Here is an 18,175-nt window from a genome sequence, read left to right on the forward strand (position 1 = left end):
TAGAGGCTGCCAGTCATGTCGCGTCGTCATTTCCTCACCTGCCTGCCGCCAGTCCTGCTGTCGGCTGCGCTGGCCATGCCCGTGGTTGGTGCTGCCGAGCCAGCGGTGCAGCGCATGGATGCGCGCATTCCGGTCTGGGTGCCAGCGAGCGGCGATTCGCCCGCGCACAGCGCCGAGCTGGCAGGCCATGTCTATCGTCCCCGGGGTCTCGGCCCCTGGGGGCTGATCGTGCTCAGCCATGGCACGCCCAGCGGCCAGGAGGCGCGCGAAGCCATGACCGATCGCTACGGCCCGCAGGCGCGCGCTCTGGCCGAGCTGGGCTATGTGGTGGTCACGGGTTTGCGTCGCGGCTATGGGGCATCGGACGGTCCTCTGGCCGACCGTTACGGCAGCTGCGATGCCCCCGACTACGCCCATGCGGCTCAGGAGGCCGCGCGCGATGTGGCGGCCATCATGACTTACGGGCAAAAGCTGCCCGATGTCGATGGCTCGCATGTGCTGCTGCTGGGCAAGTCCGCCGGCGGCTTTGCGTCGCTGGCTCTGGCGGCGCAGCAGCCCGCGGGTCTGCGCGGCGTCGTCAACTTTGCCGGCGGCCGGGGCTCACAGCCGCAGATGCGTGAGAAAGCCGCGGTTTGCGGCGAGGCGCAACTGCTCAAGACCGTGGCCGGCTTTGCCGCCACCAGTCGTGTGCCCCAGCTGTGGATCTATGCCGAGAACGATAGCTACTTTCGCCCGCCGCTGGTGCGCAAGATGGCGCAAAGCTATCTGGCCGCAGGCCAGAACCTGAAACTGGTGTTTGCTCCATCCAGCGGCGCGGAGGGACACCAGTTCTTTGACCGGGCTGCCAATATCGGGCAATGGTTGCCGCAGGTCCGTGAATTCCTGATGCTGCAGCTGCCGGGTACGGCGGCTGCGCAACTGCAAAGCCCTAACTCACTGGGAGACAAGCCATGACTGCTTTGACTTTGACCGTGGACGGCGGCATCGCCCGCGTCACGCTGGCTCAGCCCGCCATTCGCAACGCCTTCAGCGATGCGGCGATTGCCGAGATCACCGCCGCCTTCCTCCAGGTCGGCGAGCGTGCCGATGTGCGCGCCGTGGTGCTGGCCGCCGAAGGACCCGCATTCTGCGCGGGCGCGGACCTGAACTGGATGCGCCGCATGGCCGATTACTCGCGCGACGAAAACCGCGTCGATGCGGGTCTGCTGGCCGAGATGCTGCGCGTCATCTACGAATGCCCCAAACCCACGATTGCGCGTGTGCAGGGCGATGTCTATGCGGGCGGCATGGGCCTGGTGGCCTGCTGCGATATGGCGGTGGCGGCCGACACGGCGGGCTTTTGCCTCAGCGAGGTCAAGATCGGCCTGATTCCCGCCACCATCAGCCCCTATGTGATCCGCGCCATGGGGGCCAGGGCCGCGCACCGCTACTTTCTCACGGGCGAGCGCTTTTCGGCGCAGGAGGCGCATCACATCGGCTATGTGCACGAAGTGGTCGATGCCGACGGGCTGGATGCTGTGGTCGACGGCTGGCTCAAGCATTTGCTGAGCGCTGGCCCCGCCGCCGTGCGGGCCTGCAAGCGCCTGGTCCTGGACATGGCCGAGCGCGAGATCAGCGAGCAGCTGATTGCGGCGACCGTGGAGTCCATTGCCACCATCCGCGCCAGCAGCGAAGGCAAGGAAGGCGTGCAGGCTTTTCTCAACAAGCGCAAACCCAACTGGCTGCCCGGATGAGATGACAAACCTTGTGTTCTGGGCGCTTTAGAGTCCGGGCGAGACATAGGGAATGAACACCATGGATATCTGGCAAACCATCATCGACTGGCTGCACCGCATCGGCCTGCATATCGACCCCGAAACGGCCAGGGCCGTGGGCGATGCTGCTGGCCAGGTCGGAGATGTGGCTGCCAGGGCCGGGCAGGCCGTGGGGCAGATGGACATGGCCTCGATGCTTGCGCTGGCCGCGGCCCTGGGCTGGGCCAGCGGCTTTCGCCTCTATGCCGTGGTGTTTGTCGTGGGCATGCTGGGTGCAAGTGGCCTGATGCCGCTGCCCGGCGGCCTGCATGTGCTGCAGCATCCCATGGTGCTGGTCATCAGCGGCAGCCTGCTGTTTGTGGAGTTCTTCGCCGACAAGATACCCGTGGTCGATTCCGTCTGGGACCTGTTCCAGAGCGTGCTGCGCATTCCGGCCGGCGCGGCACTGGCGGCCTCGGTCTTTGCTGCCGACAACACCACCATGGCCATGGCAGCCGCGCTGATGGGCGGAACGCTGGCGGCGACCAGCCAGGCAGCCAAGACCACCACGCGTGCCCTCATCAATACCTCGCCCGAACCGTTCTCCAACCTGGGAGCCAGTCTGGCGGAAGACACGGTGTCGCTGGGCGCCATCTGGCTCGCGCTGACCAATCCGCTGGTGTTTGCCGCCGTGCTGCTGGTCGTGGTGATTGCGATGTGGCTGGTGATCTGGGCGCTGTGGCGCTTTCTCAAGGCGATTTTTCGACGTCTGCGCGGAGCTGGCGATGCGCAGGATTCATTGCAAAAAACATAGCTGCCTGCGCTCAATTGATATGCGCTGTGCGGCGATTTGACCGATAACCGGAGACGATATGTTCAAGAAAATTCTGATTGCGAATAGAGGTGAAATCGCCTGCCGCGTAGCCGCCACCGCCCGTCGCATGGGCGTGAAGACCGTGGCCGTGTATTCGGATGCCGATGCCCGGGCCAAGCATGTCGCGGCCTGCGACGAGGCCGTGCATATCGGTGGCAGCGCGCCCAAGGACAGCTATCTGCGCTGGGAGCGCATTCTGGAGGCCGCCCAGGCCACGGGTGCCGAAGCCATTCACCCCGGCTATGGCTTTCTCTCCGAGAACGAAGACTTTGCCAATGCCTGCGCGGCGGCCGGCCTGGTCTTCATCGGCCCGCCCGCCAGCGCGATTCGCGCCATGGGTCTCAAGGCCGAGTCCAAGCAACTGATGGAAAAGGCCGGCGTGCCGCTGGTGCCCGGCTATCACGGTCACGACCAGAACCCCGAGCTGCTGCAACGCGAGGCCGACCGCATCGGCTATCCCGTGCTCATCAAGGCCAGCGCGGGCGGTGGCGGCAAGGGCATGCGTCTGGTGGAAAAGAGCGAGTACTTTGCGGCTTCGCTGGAGTCCTGCAAGCGCGAGGCCATCAACAGCTTCGGCAACGACGCCGTGCTGATCGAGAAGTACGTGCTGCGCCCGCGCCATATCGAGATTCAGGTGTTTGGCGATACGCAGGGCAACTGCGTCTATCTGTTCGAACGTGACTGCTCGGTGCAGCGTCGCCACCAGAAGGTGCTCGAGGAAGCGCCGGCTCCCGGCATGACTGCCGCGCTGCGCAAGATGATGGGCGAGGCCGCCGTTGCTGCTGCCAAGGCCGTGAACTATGTGGGCGCGGGCACGGTGGAGTTCATCGTCGAGCAGCCCGGCGGCTACGACCAGCCCGAAGCCATGAAGTTCTACTTCATGGAAATGAACACCCGGCTGCAGGTGGAACACCCCGTGACCGAAGCCATCACCGGCGAGGATCTGGTGCGGTGGCAGCTGCTGGTGGCTTGGGGACAGCCCTTGCCCAAGGCGCAGTCGGAACTGCGTATCCAGGGTCATGCCATCGAGGCGCGCATCTGCGCGGAGAACCCCGAGAACAACTTCCTGCCCGCCACCGGCCATCTGGCCGTCTATCGCAAGCCCGAGTGCAGCAGCTTCGAGATCAGCGATGTACGCGTGGACGACGGCGTGCGCGAGGGCGATGCGATCAGTCCCTTCTACGACTCCATGATCGCCAAGCTCATCGTCCATGGCGACGATCGTGCCCAGGCGCTGGCGCGTCTGGACGCGGCGCTGGCCCAGACCCATATCGTGGGCCTGACGACCAATGTGCAGTTTCTGCGCCAGGTGGTGAAGAGCCAGGCTTTCTCCAATGCCCTGCTCGATACCGCGCTGATCGAGCGCGAGCGCGAGGCCTGGTTCGGCAAGGATTTCGTGGGCCGCGACCTGGCCGTCGCCGCTGCCATGGCCTGGCAGCTGCAGGGCGAGCAGGCAGGCCAGGGCACGGACCCCTTCAGCCGCCGCGACGGCTGGCGCATGTCTGGCCGCTATGTGCGTGCCTTCGGCTTTGCCTACCGCGGCGAGGACTTCACGGCCGGCCTGGCCTACGGCCGCGGCACGCAGGCGGCGCAGACCTATCAGCTCGGCATTGGCGAGGGCGAAGGCCGCATCGATGCCACGCTACAGTGGCGCGCACTGGCAGACGGAAGGCTGGAGCTGGGCCTGGACGGCAAGCGCACGGTGGTCGTGGTCCATGCCCAGGGCGACCAGCTGTCCATCTTCACCGAGGCGGGCAGCACCCAGATCACCGTGGTCGACCAGCTGGCCCATGCGGGCGATACAGGCCATGAAGGCGGCCGCCTGACGGCGCCCATGCCCGGCAAGGTGGTGTCTTTCACCGTCAAGGCCGGCGACAAGGTCAGCAAGGGCCAGCCGCTGGCGGTGATGGAGGCCATGAAGATGGAGCACACGATTGCCGCCCCCGGCGATGGCGTGGTGCTGGAGCTGCTGTATGTGCCTGGCGATCAGGTCAGCGAAGGCGCCGAGCTGCTGCGCATCGAGGTGGCCGCCTGATCCGGCCAGGGTTGAACTGTTTAACAAAAAGAGCGGCTTGCGCTGGACCATCCATGAATTCAGTCACTTTCAATGATGAAATCAATACGGGTAAAGCGCAAGAAGCTTCTTTTTTGATAGCGGTCCATTTGTCATCCGCGTCTGCAGCAGGCTTGGCAAAGCGTTAGGCTTGGCATCCATGAAAGTCTTGTTTTGCTGTGACGATACGCGGCCGGAACCCTGGCTCAAAGGTTTGCATGACGCGCTGCCGGGTGCGGAGATTGCCATCTGGGAGCCGGGCGCGCCCCAGGCCGACTATGCACTGGTCTGGGCGCCGCCCCAGCAGTTCCTCGACGAGCAGGCGGCCGGCCTGAAGGCCATGTTCAACATCGGCGCGGGCGTGGATGCCTTGCTGCTGCTGCGCATTCCCGCCGCGCTGCCCGTCTACCGCCTCGAGGATGCGGGCATGGCCGTGCAGATGGCCGAGTATGTGGCCCAGGCCGTGATCCGCTTCTTCCGTGGCCTCGACCAGTACGAGGCCGATATGGCGCAGGGCCTGTGGCAGCACCAGCGCAACCCCAGGCGGGTGGACTACCCCGTAGGCGTGATGGGCCTGGGCAAGATGGGCGAGCGCGTGGCCAGGGCGCTGACGGTGTTCGATTTCAAGGTCAATGGCTGGAGCCGCTCGCCGCGCGAGCTGCAGGGCGTCCAATGCTTCAGCGGCATGGACAGCCTGGACCGCTTTCTGTCCGAGACGCGCATTCTGGTCAACCTGCTGCCCCTGCACGACGAGACCCGCGACATCATCAACGCCCGCACGCTGGCGCTGCTGCAGCCCGGTGCCTATGTGATCAACGTGGGGCGCGGCGGCCATGTGGTCGATGCCGACCTGATTGCACAGATCGAGTCCGGCCATGTCAGCGGCGCCATGCTGGACGTGTTCCGCGAGGAGCCGCTGCCCGAGAATCATCCGTTCTGGAAGCAATCCAGAATCATCCTCACCCCCCATACCTCGGCCCGCACGCTGGCGGCGGACAGCATTGCCCAGATCGTGGGCAAGGTAGCCGCCATGAGCCGGGGTGAGCCCGTCACAGGTCGCGTCGACCTTGGCAAGGGCTATTGATACCAAGGAGACAAGAATGAAGTACCCCGCACGCGTCAAGATCATCGATGTGGGCCCGCGCGACGGCCTGCAGAACGAAAAGCAGCCTGTGCCTGCCGCCGTCAAGATCGAACTGGTGCAGCGACTGCAGGACGCAGGCCTCAAGGAGATCGAGGTCACCAGCTATGTGTCGCCCAAATGGGTGCCGCAGATGGCGGACAACGCCGAGGTCATGGCGGGCATAGTGCGCAGAGCCGGGGTGCTGTATTCGGTGCTCACGCCGAATCTCAAGGGCTTCGAGGCCGCGCTGGCCGGCAAGCCCGACGAGATCGTGGTTTTCGGTGCGGCCAGCGAGGCCTTCAGCCAGCGCAACATCAACTGCTCGATTGCCGAGAGCATAGAGCGCTTCGCGCCTGTGGTGCAGGCGGCGCTGGAGGCCGGCATTGCCGTGCGCGGCGCCATGAGCTGCACCGTGGGCTGCCCCTACGAAGGCGAGATCGCGCCCGGGAAGGTGGGCTATCTGGCCGGGCTGATGAAGAATATCGGCGTGCAGCGCGTGGACGTGGCCGACACCATAGGCGTGGGAACGCCCGTCAAGGTGCAGAAGGCGCTGGAAGCCACGCTGGCGCACTTCGATCTCGACCAGGTGTCCGGCCATTTCCACGACACCTACGGCCAGGCCCTGAGCAACACGCTGGCGGCGCTGGATCTGGGAGTGTGGAACTTCCAGTCATCGGTCGCCGGATTGGGCGGCTGTCCCTATGCCAAGGGCGCCACGGGCAATGTGGCTACCGAAGACGTGGTCTACCTGCTGCAGGGCATGGGCATAGAGACCGGCATCGACCTCGACAAGCTGATCGATGCGGGCCAGTTCATCAGCGAGCACCTGGGTCGCCCCACGCAGTCGCGCGTGGCCAAGGCCTTGCTGACCAAGCGCGCGGGCTGAATCCCGGTTCGGCCCGGGCAGGCACGGGCGTTGTTACCATCGCCGCCATGCAAGCAAGATCAAGTTTTTCGCTGGCCCTGTGTCTGGCTGCAACTGCCCTGCTGGGCGGCTGCGCCGGCATGGACGCCCAGGAATGCCGGGACACGGACTGGGCCTATCTGGGGCAGCTCGATGCCATGGACGGCAGGCTGGACCTATCCACCCGCGCCAGACGCCATTTCAAGGCCTGCAAGGAGCAGGGCGTGCAGATGGATGCGCGGGCCTATCAGCAGGGCTGGCTGCGCGGCCTGCAGGATTTCTGCACCCCAGAGAGCGGCAAGGCCTATGCGGAAGCCGGCAGCAAGTTCCAGCCGGGCTACTGCCCGGCACCGCTGGAGGCGGCGTTTCTGCAAGGCTATTCGCCGGCGCGCGACCGCTATCAGGACAGGCAGTCGGTGCTCGAGCTGGAGCGTCGCATCGAGGCCAAGAAAAAAGAGCTGCGCGAGGCGCGTGACGCCAAGAACAGTGCCGGACATATCGCCTATGTCCAGAAAGACCTGCGTGATTTGCAGCTGGAGCTGGTGCAGCTCAGGCTCAAGCTGGCACAGTAGGGGCCGTGACGCTGCCGGATGGCGGCGCGATTTTCAGGAAAACATCATGTGTGGGTCAGAACTTCATGCGCTGCCGGAAGGCGTGCAGCGCGTCAGCCGCTTTTTGCAGGATGCCGGTCATCCGCATGCGCCGCAGATGCTGGACGGTGCGGCGCGTACCGCCCAGGAGGCCGCCGATCAACTCAGCATTCTGGTCGGGCAGGTGGCCAAGAGCATCATCTTCAAGCGCAGGAGCGATGACGCGGCCGTGCTGGTCGTGACCTCGGGCGACAGGCGTGTCGATGAAAAAAAAGTGACGCAGCTGGTGGGCAAGGTCGGCCGCGCCGACGCGGACTTCGTCAAGTCCAGCACCGGTTTTTCGATCGGCGGCGTCAGCCCCGTGGCCCATGCAACCAAGGTCGTGACCTTGATGGATGCCGAGTTGCAGCGCTTCGATACGGTGTGGGCCGCGGCAGGCCATCCGCACGGCGTGTTTCCCGCATCGCCCGCGCAGCTGCAGGCGCTGACCGCAGCCCCCTGGTCGGACGTGGTGGAGCAGGCATGAGCACGGAACTTCTTCAGGAGCAGCAGGCACAGCAGGCTCAGCAGCTGGCGCAACTGGCCGCCAAGGCCGAGGTGGCCCTGGTCTGGGCCGAGGCCGACCAGCCCGTGGCTTCGCCCTGCATCAATGTCTGCCGCATGACGCAGGATCGCAGCCATTGCCAGGGCTGTTTCAGAACCATTGACGAGATTCGCGCCTGGTCCAAGGGCGATGCCGAGCTGCGTCTGCAGATCTGGAGCCGGCTGCTGCAGCGCGCCGGTCTCGAGGACCCGCGCAAAGCCGAGATCTGATCACTCTTTGAGGAGAGCCGACATGAAGCACATCACCTTTTATCTGGACTTTGTGTCGCCCTATGCATGGCTGGCGCTGGAGCAGATGCCCAAGGCGCTGCAAGGGCTCAGCTATCACGTGGATTACCGCCCGGTGCTGCTGGGAGCCTTGCTGCAAGGCAATGCCAACCCCGGACCGGCCGGTATTCCTGCCAAGCGCGCCTGGACCTACCGCCATGTCACATGGCTTGGTCGGTCGCTGGGCATACCGCTGCAGATGCCGGCCCGGCACCCGTTCAAGCCGTTGCCGCTGCTGCGGCTGGCGCTGGCCCATGGACGTGAAGGCAGCATCAACCGCTTTGTGGCACAGGCCGTGATGCAGCATGTCTGGCAGGGCGGCCATGAGGCCAATGATGCGCAGCGCCTGCAGCAGCTGCGCGAGCATCTGAAGGAGCAGCTGCGCCATGAGGAAGACGGCGCCGAGGTCAAGCAATGGCTGCGCGGCAATACGGAGCAGGCGCAGCAGGCCGGCGTGTTCGGCGTGCCGGCCTGGGTGGTGGACGGCCATGTGTTCTGGGGCCTGGACGGCCTGCCCATGCTGCAGGCCTATCTGCGTGGCGACGAGTGGTTTGCGCAGCAGTGGGAGGCCGCGGCCGGCGTGTCCTGGGGGCTGGAGTAGGGCGGCAGGTATTGGGGGCGGAGCGGGATCGACGCGCAGGGCGGTGCTTTCTCCCTGGGGTCAGCCATGGCGCCTAGGCGACGCCGGGCGTGGCGGGCCTTGCATAAGCTGGCGTGGTTTGAAGACCTTCAAGGAGACCGCACCATGGATACCCAGCAGATGTTTTCGCTCAAGGGCCGCACGGCTCTTGTCACCGGTGGTTCGCGCGGCATCGGCCGCATGATCGCCGAAGGCTTTGTGCGCCAGGGCGCGCGCGTGTACATCTCGGCGCGCAAGGCCGAGGCCTGCGACCAGACGGCACGCGAGCTGTCGGAGCTGGGCCACTGTGTTTCGCTGCCCGCCGACGTGTCCACCCTGGACGGCGTGAAGTCGCTGGTCGATGCCTATGCGGCGCACGAAGGCCAGCTGGGCATCCTCGTCAACAACGCGGGCGCGGCCTGGGGTGCGCCCTATGACGAATTTCCCGAAAGCGGCTGGGACAAGGTCGTGGACCTGAACATGAAGTCGCCCTTCTTCCTGACCCAGGCGCTTACGCCCATGCTGCGCAGGTCGGCGGCGGGCGCGCAACTGGCCAAGGTCATCAACATCGCCTCCATCGACGGCGTTTCGGTCAACCCCTGGGAGACCTACTCCTACGCGGCCAGCAAGGCCGGCCTGATCCACCTGACCAAGCGCATGGCCCTGCGCCTGGCGCCCGAGCGCATCGTGGTCAGCGCCATCGCGCCCGGGCCGTTCGCCTCGGAGATGAACAAGAACGCGCGCGACCATGCGGACGAGGCCGCGGGGCGCGTGCCCCTGGGGCGCATCGGTGAACCCGAGGATATGGCCGGCGCAGCCATCTTCCTGGCCTCGCGCGCCGGCGACTATGTGGTGGGTTCCACCCTGGTCGTGGACGGCGGCTGCGCCTGGGCGCGCTGAGCTCACTCGAGCGCATTCATTGCATAAAAAGATAGCTTTTACTGCTTTATGGAACAGTAAATCAGATACAAAAGTATCTGGGTTTCAATTTCAATAAGCGGGGAAAGCTATTGTTTTTGAATCTTCATTCCAGCGGAAGAAAAAGCCTTTCGGGGCCGGTCCCCTGCGCTCAGGGATGCCACTGCGTTGCGCGCACAGGGCTGGCCGCCGGTGTGGCGGAATTGCCGGCCAGCGCATAGGACAGCTTGTTGGCCGCGGCGATCACGGTCCGGGCCAGGGCTTCGAGCCTGGCCTCGGGCAGGCGCGATGCAGGGCCCGAGATGCAGATCGATCCCATGAGCCGCCAGTGCATGCCGAACACTGGCGCCGAGACCGTTGCCACACCTTGCTCGCGCTCGCCGATGGAGCAGTGGTAGCCCTTTTGGCGGATCTGCTCGTAGATCTCGCCGGGCTCGCCCGAGAACGCGAGGATGACGCGGCCCGGCGAGCCCTTGTCCAGTGGCAGCCCCTCGCCCATGCGCGCATGGTGGCGCAGGGCCTGAGGCCCTTCCACGCGTACCAGGCAGGTCCGTACATGGCCCTCGCGCACGTAGAAGGCGGCGCTCTCGCCGCTGAGTTGGGTGAGCTCGCGCAGCGCGGGCTCCAGCACATTCTGCACATCGAAGCCCGCCTGGTAACGCGCGCCCAGCCAGCCCGAGGAAGGACCCAGCCGCCATTCCCCGTCCTCGCGCTGCACCATGTAGCCCGACCGGGCCAGCGTGCGCGCCAGCCGCAGCACCGTGGTCTTGTGCAGGCCGCAGCGCCGGCTGAGTTCGGCCAGCGAAAGATGCGATTCGCCCAGCGCAAAGGCCTCGAGCAGCTGCAGTGCGCGGGTGACGGCGATGACGCCGTCGCCGGACTTCTGTGCGGATTGGGTGGGGTTGCTCATGATGCAATGCGTTTCATTCTGCGAAACATCATTGTATGGGTTGAAACGTTTGCCTAAAGTCGCCTCCAGCGGTCGGGGCCTCCGGCCGCACGCATCAGAACACGCTTCAAAGCGACCAACAGGAGACAAAAGATGAACTTTCGCCCGCTTTCGCGCGCCCTGCATGCCGCCGTGCTCGGCTTCGTGGCCGTAGTCACCCCCTTCGCCGGCGTGCAGGCGCAGCCCGCCTATCCGGCCAAGCCGATCCGCCTGATCGTGCCGTTCCCGCCCGGCGGCGGCACGGACATGATTGCGCGCACCGTGGCCCAGAAGATGGCCGAGCAGAACAAGTGGAGCGTGGTGGTGGACAACCGCCCCGGCGCGGGCGGCAACCTGGGCGTGGACGCTGCGGCCAAGGCCGCGCCCGACGGCTACACCCTGGTCATGGGCCAGACCAGCAATCTCGCCATCAACCCCTGGCTCTACGCCAAGCTGCCCTACGACCCGATCAAGAGCCTGGTGCCCGTGGCCCTGGTGTCCTCGGCGCCCATCGTGATGGCAGCCCCCGCCAACACGCCCTTCAAGACCTTTGCAGAGCTGGTGACGGCGGCCAAGGCCAGACCCGATGGCATCACCCTGGGCTATTCGGGTAACGGCACCGTGGCCCATCTGGCGGGCGAGCAGGCCCAGAAGATCTCGGGCATGAGCCTGCGCCATGTGCCCTACAAGGGAGCAGGCCAGGCCATGACGGACCTGGTGGGCGGACAGATCGACCTGTACATGTCCGCCATTCCCACGCTGCTGGGCCAGGTGCGCAACGGCAAGCTGCGGCCCATTGTCGTGACCTCGCTGGCGCGCTCCAGCCAGCTGCCCGACACGCCCACGCTGGCCGAGCTCGGCTACAAGGACTTCGAGGCCAGCTCCTGGTACGGCGTGCTGGCGCCCGCGGGCACGCCCGAGGCCATCGTGCAGCAGCTCAACAAGGCCATCAACCTGGCCCTGAAGCAGCCCGATGTGGCCGAGAAGCTGCGCTCCGAGGGCGGCGACGTGCTGGGCGGCACGCCCCAGGCCTTTGCCCAGTTGCTGCGCACCGAGGTGCCGCGCTGGGGCCGCATCGTCAAGGACTCGGGCGCCAGCCTGGACTGAGGCCGATCACGCCACCGCGCCACCGCGCCAGCAAACCACCCAACCAGTACATCAGCCGCGCCGTGCCTGGCGCTTATGTCTTGCGCACATGCCTGGCATGTGCCCTTGCGGGCAGGACGCGGTGCGCCCTGCCACTCGTGCTCCTTCGTCACTTTCACCCCTGCAACCGGACCGAACCGCGGACCTAATCATCATGAGCCCACTTTCAGAAATCATCCGTGACTTCGAGCGCGTCAGCGCCGAGGTCGTCCAGAAGGCCTCGAGCTTCCAGGCCGCCATCCTGGCCGACGTGGCAGGCCGCCGCGGCACCATGAACGCACGTGTGGCGCCCGTTCACCAGGACATGAAGCTCGCCGGCCCGGCCTTCACCGTCGAGGTGCGCCCCGGAGACAATCTGATGATCCACGCCGCCATCGCCCTGGCCAAGCCCGGCGATATCCTGGTCATCGACGGCAAGGGAGACCAGACTGCGGCCCTGATGGGGACGCTGATGCTCAGCGCCTGCAAGAAGACAGGCCTTGGCGGCGTGATCGTGGATGGCGCGATCCGCGACAAGCTCGAGCTGCTGGAGCTGGGCTTTGCGGTGTTCAGCGCCGGCTTCAATCCCGCGGGTCCGACCAAGTTCGTGCCCGGTCGCATCAATCACCCCATCTGCTGCGGCGGTGCGACGGTGAACCCGGGCGATCTGGTGGTGGGTGACGCCGACGGCGTGGTCGTGATCGAGCGCGCCAAGGCGCCCGCCATGCTGGCGCTGGCCGACAGGAAAGTGGCCGACGAGGCCGCGCGCATCGAAGCCATCGCCCGCGGCGACACGGCCTCGAAGTGGCTGCCCGCCGCGCTGCGCGCGGCCGGCCTGCTCAAGGAAGGAGAGACGCTGTGAGCACCATCATCGTCACGGGCGCTGACCTGGCGCAGCAGGCCCTGGATCTGCTGCAAGACCACGACATAGTCTACGCAGGCAAGACGCCCACGGAGGAAGACCTGGTGGCCCTGTGCCGCCTGCATGATCCCGTCGCCATCATCGTGCGCTACGGCAAGGTGGGGGCTGCGGTCATGGACGCCGGACCTTCGCTCAAGGTGATTTCCAAGCACGGCAGCGGCACGGACACCATAGACAAGGCCGCGGCCGCGCAGCGCGGCATCGAGGTCGTGGCGGCAGTCGGTGCCAACGCGGCGGCCGTGGCCGAACAGGCCCTGGCCCTGCTGCTGGCCTGCGCCAAGTCGGTGGTGCAGCTGGACTCGCGCATGCACTGCGGCCATTGGGACAAGTCCACGCACAAAAGCCTGGAGCTGGCCGGGCGCACCGTGGGCCTGGTCGGCCTGGTCGGCCTGGGCGCCATAGGCCTGCGCTTTGCGAAGATGGCCGATGCACTGGGCATGCGCGTGATCGGCTTCGATCCCTTTGCGGGCCAGCTGCCCGGCTACGTGCAGGCCGTGGACCTGGATACGCTGTGGCGCGAAAGCGATGCGATCTCGCTGCACTGCCCGCTGACCGACGACAACCGCAACCTGCTCGACGCCGCAACCCTGGCGTGCTGCAGGCGCGGCGTGATTGTGGTCAACACCGCGCGCGGCGGTCTCATCGACGAGGCCGCGCTGCTGGCCGCCGTGCAGCAAGGCCAGGTCAGCGCCGCGGGCCTGGACAGCTTCGCCGTCGAGCCCATGGCGGCCGGCCACCCCTTCCTGCACCAGCCGGGTTTCATCCTCAGCCCGCACATCGGCGGCGTGACCTCGGATGCCTATGTGAACATGGGCGTGGGAGCGGCGCGCAACGTGCTGGCGGTGCTGGAGCGCGCCAGCGTCTCCTGAGCCGGCGCCTGTCCCGCAAGGCCGGTCGTGAGACCGGGCCTCTTTGCGATCGAGATCCTTGGCGCGTTGAGGGGCAAGGGCCCACTCAGGCTGCGGCCTGCTTGGCTGCGCCGCGATAGCGTTCCAGCCAATGGGCATAGGGAGTGGGCAGGGTCCAGTCGGGACGGGCCACGCCCAGGCTTTGTGCCAGTTGGTAGGTGTAGTGCGGATTGGCCAGATGGGCGCGGCCGATCATCACCAGATCGACCTGGCCGTCGGCCACGATGCGCTCGGCAATCTGCGGATCATCCATGCCCCAGCCTGAGGCCACGGGCAGGCCGGCGCTGCGGCTCACGCGCTGGGCAATGGGAGCGAGGAAGGCGGGCGTTCCCCAGGGAATCTTCACATCGGGAATCACGAAGTTGACGCTGACATTGAGCAGGTCCAGGCCGCGCTCGCGCATCAGGCGCGTGACGGCGATGGATTCCTCCAGGGTTTCCTCGTCGCGGCCGTCGTACTCGATAACGCCGAAACGCGCTGTCAGCGGCAGGTGCTCGGGCCAGACCTCGCGCACTTTGGCCACGGTCTCCAGCAGAAAGCGGGCACGGTTGCTGAAGCTGCCGCCATAGGCGTCGTCGCGCTGGTTGCTGTGGGCCGAGAAAAAGCTCTGCGCCAGATAGCCGTGTGCAAAGTGCAGCTCCAGCCATTCGAAGCCGGCTGCAAGGGCGCGGCGGGCTGCCGCTACAAAGTCGTCCTGTACGCGGCCGATATCCTCCAGCGTCATGGCGCGGGGGACGCGCGGCAGACCGCCGCCAAAGGCGATGGCCGATGGTGCAATCGGCTGCCAGCCGCGGGCATCGCCTTCGGCAATATGGTCGTCGCCTTCCCAGGGATTGTTGGCGCTGGCCTTGCGTCCGGCATGGCCGATCTGGATGCCGGGCACGGCGCCTGCGGCCTTGATGCCGGCGGCAATGCGCGACATGCCTTCGATCTGGCCGTCGTTCCAAAGACCGGCGCAGTCGGGCGAGATGCGGCCTTCGGGAGATACGCCCGTGGCTTCGACGATCACCAGCCCCGCGCCGCCGCGCGCCATGGAGGCGTAGTGGACCTGGTGCCAGTCATTGGTGAGGCCGTCCACGGCGCTGTACTGGCACATCGGCGGAATGGCGATGCGGTTGCGCAGAGTCAGGCTTTTGAGAGTGAAAGGGGTAAAGAGTGCAGACATGCGAAGTAGCGGTGGTGCGAATGGAAGAAGTCGGCAGTCCTGCAGCAAAGCAGGAGGTCAAAGATTTGATAGCGCCTTACGCATTTCATTGCTTGTTTTCGGCATGAAATCAAACTGAATTCCAATGAATTAAGGCGCTGGCAGCTATCAAAAAATCAGGGACAGCGAGGCTCGGAAAGCGGCGGATAAAGGCCCGGGGCAATGAGCTCGCTGATGACGAAGTTTTCGGTGGTGCCCGGCATGTAGTCGGCGGGCCAGTGAATGCTGTGCATGCAGGGCTTCTGTCGAAGGGAATGGGGAAATGATGGGGTCTGTGGTGAAATAAATCCAATCGATATTTCTGATTTGTGAAATCATGCCGACTGATATCAAGAGTCTGGACCTGAATCTGCTCAAGGCCCTGGATGCGCTGCTGGACGAGCGCAGCGTGACGCGCGCTGCCGAGCGTCTGGCGCTGACCCAGCCGGCGGTCAGCGGCATGCTGACGCGGCTGCGCGAGAGCTTCGACGATCCCTTGTTCGTGCGCACGCAGCGCGGCATCGCCCCCACGCTGCGCGCGCTGGCACTGGCCGGGCCGCTCAAGGAATTGCTGTGCAATGCCGAAGCGCTGCTGCGTCCCCAGGCCTTTGATCCGGCTACGGCACATATGACGCTGCGCATTGCCGCCACGGATTACGCGCTGCAGGCGGTGGTGCTGCCGTTTCTGGCCGTGTTGCGCCAGCGCGCGCCCGGTATGTGCGTGGCTGTGGTGCCGGCCCAGCATCTGCCGCTGCACGAGCGACTGGAGCGCGGCGATATCGATCTGGCGCTGGTTACGCCGGAGCGCACGGCCCCCGATCTGCATGCGCGCCGGCTGTTCGATGAACGCTATGTCTGCGTGATGCGCCAGGGCCATCCCGGCGTGCGCCGGCGTGGCCTGTCACTGGAGCGCTTCTGCGCGCTGGACCATGCGCTGGTGTCCTATGACGGAGGCAGTTTCCATGGTGTGACGGACGAGGCGCTGGAGCGCCTGGGACGGCGGCGGCGTGTAGCGCTGTCCGTGACCAGCTTTCTGGTGCTGCCCGAAATCCTGCGCAGCAGCGATCTGATTGCCGTCGTGCCGCGGCGTCTGGTCAGGCCCGACTCGGGACTGGTGGTGCTGGAGCCGCCGCTGGAGATTCCGGGTTTCACCAAGACGGCTGCCTGGCATGCACGCACCCATCGCTCTCCCGGACACCAGTGGGCACGGGAGCTGTTGTTCGAGCTGGCGCAGGCCGGCGGGATGGACGTGGAATGAGCGCGGCCCGCAGAAACCGTTGAGGTCTCTGCGGGCCGAGGTGAGGGCAGAGTCCTGCCGGGGCCCGGCATGGTGCCGGGCCATTCACATCATCAGTGGCCGGATGCGCCTGCGGCACCCAGACCGGTTTCCGAACGCACTTGCTGCGCAGGGAACACGGCGCGCTCCTTGGCTGCCTGAGCGCTCTTGTCGAGCACGGAGAACAGCCACACGCCGAAGAAGCCGATCGCCATGGAGAACAGTGCAGGCGAGGCGTATGGGAACCAGGCCGAGCCGGCGGGATGGCCCAGAGTCGCTTCCCACACCGAGGGCGAGACGATGGTCAGACCCACGGAGGAGACCAGGCCCATGAAGCCGCCGATGACGGCGCCCTTGGTGGTGCAGTTCTTCCACAGCACCGACAGCAGCAGCGGCGGGAAGTTGGCGGAAGCCGCCACGGCAAAGGCCAGCGAGACCATGAAGGCGATGTTCTGCTTCTCGAACACAATGCCCAGCAGCACGGCCACAAAGCCCAGGCACAGCGTGGTGATGCGCGAGACCTTGAGTTCGGAGGCGCTGTCGGCCTTGCCCTTCTTGATGACGGTGGCGTAGAGGTCGTGCGAGACGGCCGAGGCGCCGGACAGGGTCAGACCTGCGACCACGGCGAGAATCGTGGCAAAGGCCACTGCCGAGATAAAGCCGTAGAACACATCGCCGCCCACGGTCTTGGCCACCAGCACGGCGGCCATATTGGCCGTGCCTGCGCCGCCGTGGATCACGCCCTTGGCCGTGTCCGCCATTTCGGGGTTGGTGAGCACCAGGGTGATGGCGCCGAAGCCGATGATGAAGATCAGCACATAGAAGTAGCCGATCCAGGTCGTGGCCCAGAACACGCTCTTGCGTGCTTCCTTGGCGTCAGGCACGGTGAAGAAGCGCATCAGGATGTGGGGCAGGCCCAGGGTGCCGAACATCAGCGCCATGCCGAAGCTGATGGCGGAGATCGGGTCCTTGATGAAGCCGCCCGGGCCCATGATGGCCAGGCCCAGTTTCTCTGCGACGGATGGCTCGGCACCGCCGTTCGCGGCGATCTGGGTGCGTACCTTCACGCCTTCGGCAAACAGTGCCTCGGGGCTGAAACCGTATTTGGACAACACCATGAAGCCCATGAAGGTCACGCCGGCCAGCAGCAGGCAGGCCTTGATGATCTGCACCCAGGTAGTGGCCGTCATGCCGCCAAACAGCACATAGATCATCATCAGGCCGCCGACCAGGACCACGGCAATCCAGTAGTCCAGACCAAACAGCAGCTTGATCAGCTGGCCTGCACCCACCATCTGGGCAATCAGATAGAAGGCCACCACTACCAGCGTGCCGCAGGAGGCAAAAATCCGGAACGGCTTTTGCTCGAAGCGGTAGCCGGCCACGTCGGCAAAAGTGAAGCGGCCCAGATTGCGCAGGCGTTCCGCCAGCAGAAAAGTCAGAATCGGCCAGCCCACCAGAAAACCGATGGAGTAGATCAGGCCGTCATAGCCGCTGGCCATGACGGAGGCCGAGATGCCGAGGAAGGAGGCGGCAGACATATAGTCGCCTGCAATCGCCAGACCGTTCTGAAAGCCGGTGATGCCGCCGCCTGCGGTATAGAAGTCGGACGCCGACTTGGTGCGGCCCGCAGCCCATTTGGTGATCCACAGGGTTGCCACCACAAAGGCGGTGAACATGATGATGGCCGTCCAGTTGGTGGCCTGCTTGGCGGCGTTGCCGACGTCGCCGCCGGCGGCCAGCACAGGAGCTGTCGCGACCAGCGCCGCGGCGCCCGCCAGCCATTGGGAATAGATGCGCTGCTTCATTGCTTGATGCCTTTGAGAATGTCGCGGGTGAGCTGATCAAACTCGTTGTTGGCGCGGCGCACATAGAGGCCGGTAATGATCACGGAAAAAATGATGACGCCCATGCCGATGGGAATGCCCAGGGTGGTCACTCCGGCGCCAATGGGGCGGGCCAGGAATTCCTTGTCGAATGCAATCAGCGCGACATAGCCGTAGTACACGATCAGCATCAGAACGGTCAGCGCCAGGCCCAGGCGATTGCGCTTGCGGCGCAGTTGCTGGTAGGCGGGGTTGCTTTGGATTGTCTCTATCACAGGGTCTCGCACAGCGTTGTCTCCTTTGAAGTTTTCCAGCCTGCCATC

Annotated in this window: 19 protein-coding genes; 15 read left to right on the top strand and 4 right to left on the bottom strand. The window is 65.5% G+C overall.

The features are described from left to right. The first annotated feature begins 15 nt into the window (after positions 1 to 15). The 11 genes from NOX35_RS02925 (at position 16) to NOX35_RS02975 (ending at position 9,666) form a co-directional block, all read left to right on the top strand. Positions 16 to 954, top strand: coding sequence for a S9 family peptidase (locus NOX35_RS02925; RefSeq protein ID WP_256495652.1), 939 nt, complete (start codon positions 16 to 18; stop codon positions 952 to 954). Beyond that, positions 951 to 1,733: an enoyl-CoA hydratase/isomerase family protein gene (locus tag NOX35_RS02930; protein WP_256495654.1), complete on the top strand. Its 783-nt coding sequence runs from the start codon at positions 951 to 953 to the stop codon at positions 1,731 to 1,733. Before NOX35_RS02925 ends, NOX35_RS02930 begins: the two co-directional genes overlap by 4 nt. A 61-nt stretch (positions 1,734 to 1,794) precedes the next feature. Beyond that, a complete protein-coding gene (locus NOX35_RS02935) occupies positions 1,795 to 2,547 on the top strand; it encodes a DUF4126 domain-containing protein (RefSeq protein ID WP_182285538.1) in 753 nt (250 codons plus the stop codon). A 58-nt stretch (positions 2,548 to 2,605) separates the two neighbouring features. Then, positions 2,606 to 4,642, top strand: a complete 2,037-nt coding sequence (locus NOX35_RS02940) for an acetyl/propionyl/methylcrotonyl-CoA carboxylase subunit alpha (RefSeq protein ID WP_256495655.1) — start codon at positions 2,606 to 2,608, stop codon at positions 4,640 to 4,642. Positions 4,643 to 4,820: 178 nt separating this feature from the next. Further along, complete coding sequence (locus NOX35_RS02945) at positions 4,821 to 5,744, top strand: glyoxylate/hydroxypyruvate reductase A (protein WP_256495656.1); 924 nt, start codon at positions 4,821 to 4,823, stop codon at positions 5,742 to 5,744. A gap of 16 nt (positions 5,745 to 5,760) precedes the next feature. Continuing rightward, on the top strand, positions 5,761 to 6,669 hold the full coding sequence (locus NOX35_RS02950; RefSeq protein ID WP_182285541.1) for a hydroxymethylglutaryl-CoA lyase: 909 nt from the start codon (positions 5,761 to 5,763) through the stop codon (positions 6,667 to 6,669). 47 nt (positions 6,670 to 6,716) lie between these two features. Then, positions 6,717 to 7,259, top strand: a complete 543-nt coding sequence (locus NOX35_RS02955; protein ID WP_232538103.1) for a DUF2799 domain-containing protein — start codon at positions 6,717 to 6,719, stop codon at positions 7,257 to 7,259. A 46-nt stretch (positions 7,260 to 7,305) separates the two neighbouring features. Further along, positions 7,306 to 7,803: a YbaK/EbsC family protein gene (locus NOX35_RS02960; RefSeq protein WP_256495657.1), complete on the top strand. Its 498-nt coding sequence runs from the start codon at positions 7,306 to 7,308 to the stop codon at positions 7,801 to 7,803. Beyond that, positions 7,800 to 8,090 carry a DUF1289 domain-containing protein gene (locus NOX35_RS02965; protein WP_182285544.1) on the top strand — a complete coding sequence of 97 codons (291 nt, stop codon included), beginning with the start codon at positions 7,800 to 7,802 and terminating at the stop codon, positions 8,088 to 8,090. Before NOX35_RS02960 ends, NOX35_RS02965 begins: the two co-directional genes overlap by 4 nt. Positions 8,091 to 8,112: 22 nt before the next feature. Beyond that, on the top strand, positions 8,113 to 8,748 hold the full coding sequence (locus NOX35_RS02970; RefSeq protein ID WP_182285545.1) for a 2-hydroxychromene-2-carboxylate isomerase: 636 nt from the start codon (positions 8,113 to 8,115) through the stop codon (positions 8,746 to 8,748). A gap of 144 nt (positions 8,749 to 8,892) precedes the next feature. After that, on the top strand, positions 8,893 to 9,666 hold the full coding sequence (locus NOX35_RS02975) for an SDR family oxidoreductase (RefSeq protein ID WP_182285546.1): 774 nt from the start codon (positions 8,893 to 8,895) through the stop codon (positions 9,664 to 9,666). Between the two features lie 169 nt (positions 9,667 to 9,835). Here NOX35_RS02975 and NOX35_RS02980 read toward each other — a convergent pair whose 3' ends face one another. After that, entirely contained in the window at positions 9,836 to 10,594 is a 759-nt protein-coding gene (locus NOX35_RS02980; RefSeq protein WP_256495658.1) for an IclR family transcriptional regulator, read from the bottom strand. 132 nt (positions 10,595 to 10,726) lie between these two features. Between NOX35_RS02980 and NOX35_RS02985 the strand changes: the two genes are divergently transcribed. The 3 genes from NOX35_RS02985 (at position 10,727) to NOX35_RS02995 (ending at position 13,528) form a co-directional block, all read left to right on the top strand. Then, a complete protein-coding gene (locus NOX35_RS02985) occupies positions 10,727 to 11,719 on the top strand; it encodes a tripartite tricarboxylate transporter substrate binding protein (RefSeq protein WP_256495659.1) in 993 nt (330 codons plus the stop codon). A gap of 193 nt (positions 11,720 to 11,912) precedes the next feature. Beyond that, entirely contained in the window at positions 11,913 to 12,599 is a 687-nt protein-coding gene (locus tag NOX35_RS02990) for an RraA family protein (protein WP_182285548.1), read from the top strand. Continuing rightward, positions 12,596 to 13,528, top strand: coding sequence for an NAD(P)-dependent oxidoreductase (locus NOX35_RS02995; RefSeq protein ID WP_256495660.1), 933 nt, complete (start codon positions 12,596 to 12,598; stop codon positions 13,526 to 13,528). The genes NOX35_RS02990 and NOX35_RS02995 overlap by 4 nt, the downstream gene beginning before the upstream one ends. An 85-nt stretch (positions 13,529 to 13,613) precedes the next feature. Here the strand turns inward: NOX35_RS02995 and NOX35_RS03000 are convergent, their stop codons facing one another. Then, a complete protein-coding gene (locus NOX35_RS03000) occupies positions 13,614 to 14,732 on the bottom strand; it encodes an NADH:flavin oxidoreductase/NADH oxidase (protein ID WP_256495666.1) in 1,119 nt (372 codons plus the stop codon). A 355-nt stretch (positions 14,733 to 15,087) separates the two neighbouring features. Between NOX35_RS03000 and NOX35_RS03005 the strand changes: the two genes are divergently transcribed. Next, positions 15,088 to 16,008: a LysR family transcriptional regulator gene (locus tag NOX35_RS03005; RefSeq protein ID WP_182285551.1), complete on the top strand. Its 921-nt coding sequence runs from the start codon at positions 15,088 to 15,090 to the stop codon at positions 16,006 to 16,008. A 92-nt stretch (positions 16,009 to 16,100) separates the two neighbouring features. Here NOX35_RS03005 and NOX35_RS03010 read toward each other — a convergent pair whose 3' ends face one another. Both NOX35_RS03010 and NOX35_RS03015 read right to left on the bottom strand, forming a co-directional pair. After that, on the bottom strand, positions 16,101 to 17,834 hold the full coding sequence (locus tag NOX35_RS03010) for a cation acetate symporter (protein ID WP_256495667.1): 1,734 nt from the start codon (positions 17,832 to 17,834) through the stop codon (positions 16,101 to 16,103). Beyond that, entirely contained in the window at positions 17,831 to 18,139 is a 309-nt protein-coding gene (locus NOX35_RS03015) for a DUF485 domain-containing protein (protein ID WP_003061686.1), read from the bottom strand. Before NOX35_RS03015 ends, NOX35_RS03010 begins: the two co-directional genes overlap by 4 nt. Positions 18,140 to 18,175: the final 36 nt, after the last annotated feature.

Origin of the sequence: Comamonas sp. C11 (assembly GCF_024496285.1) — a bacterium.
In the GTDB taxonomy this organism is placed as follows: Bacteria; Pseudomonadota; Gammaproteobacteria; order Burkholderiales; family Burkholderiaceae_C; genus Comamonas; species Comamonas testosteroni_F.

What these genes read in the sequence shown, in the direction of transcription:
- NOX35_RS02970 (WP_182285545.1), top strand. Translation starts at nt 8,113, where the DNA reads ATGAAGCACATCACCTTTTATCTGGACTTTGTGTCGCCCTATGCATGG.
- NOX35_RS03010 (WP_256495667.1), bottom strand. Translation starts at nt 17,834, where the DNA reads ATGAAGCAGCGCATCTATTCCCAATGGCTGGCGGGCGCCGCGGCGCTG.
- NOX35_RS02925 (WP_256495652.1), top strand. Translation starts at nt 16, where the DNA reads ATGTCGCGTCGTCATTTCCTCACCTGCCTGCCGCCAGTCCTGCTGTCG.
- NOX35_RS02935 (WP_182285538.1), top strand. Translation starts at nt 1,795, where the DNA reads ATGGATATCTGGCAAACCATCATCGACTGGCTGCACCGCATCGGCCTG.
- NOX35_RS02950 (WP_182285541.1), top strand. Translation starts at nt 5,761, where the DNA reads ATGAAGTACCCCGCACGCGTCAAGATCATCGATGTGGGCCCGCGCGAC.
- NOX35_RS02975 (WP_182285546.1), top strand. Translation starts at nt 8,893, where the DNA reads ATGGATACCCAGCAGATGTTTTCGCTCAAGGGCCGCACGGCTCTTGTC.
- NOX35_RS02960 (WP_256495657.1), top strand. Translation starts at nt 7,306, where the DNA reads ATGTGTGGGTCAGAACTTCATGCGCTGCCGGAAGGCGTGCAGCGCGTC.
- NOX35_RS02930 (WP_256495654.1), top strand. Translation starts at nt 951, where the DNA reads ATGACTGCTTTGACTTTGACCGTGGACGGCGGCATCGCCCGCGTCACG.
- NOX35_RS02945 (WP_256495656.1), top strand. Translation starts at nt 4,821, where the DNA reads ATGAAAGTCTTGTTTTGCTGTGACGATACGCGGCCGGAACCCTGGCTC.
- NOX35_RS03000 (WP_256495666.1), bottom strand. Translation starts at nt 14,732, where the DNA reads ATGTCTGCACTCTTTACCCCTTTCACTCTCAAAAGCCTGACTCTGCGC.
- NOX35_RS02990 (WP_182285548.1), top strand. Translation starts at nt 11,913, where the DNA reads ATGAGCCCACTTTCAGAAATCATCCGTGACTTCGAGCGCGTCAGCGCC.
- NOX35_RS02940 (WP_256495655.1), top strand. Translation starts at nt 2,606, where the DNA reads ATGTTCAAGAAAATTCTGATTGCGAATAGAGGTGAAATCGCCTGCCGC.
- NOX35_RS03005 (WP_182285551.1), top strand. Translation starts at nt 15,088, where the DNA reads ATGCCGACTGATATCAAGAGTCTGGACCTGAATCTGCTCAAGGCCCTG.
- NOX35_RS02980 (WP_256495658.1), bottom strand. Translation starts at nt 10,594, where the DNA reads ATGAGCAACCCCACCCAATCCGCACAGAAGTCCGGCGACGGCGTCATC.
- NOX35_RS02955 (WP_232538103.1), top strand. Translation starts at nt 6,717, where the DNA reads ATGCAAGCAAGATCAAGTTTTTCGCTGGCCCTGTGTCTGGCTGCAACT.
- NOX35_RS02965 (WP_182285544.1), top strand. Translation starts at nt 7,800, where the DNA reads ATGAGCACGGAACTTCTTCAGGAGCAGCAGGCACAGCAGGCTCAGCAG.
- NOX35_RS02985 (WP_256495659.1), top strand. Translation starts at nt 10,727, where the DNA reads ATGAACTTTCGCCCGCTTTCGCGCGCCCTGCATGCCGCCGTGCTCGGC.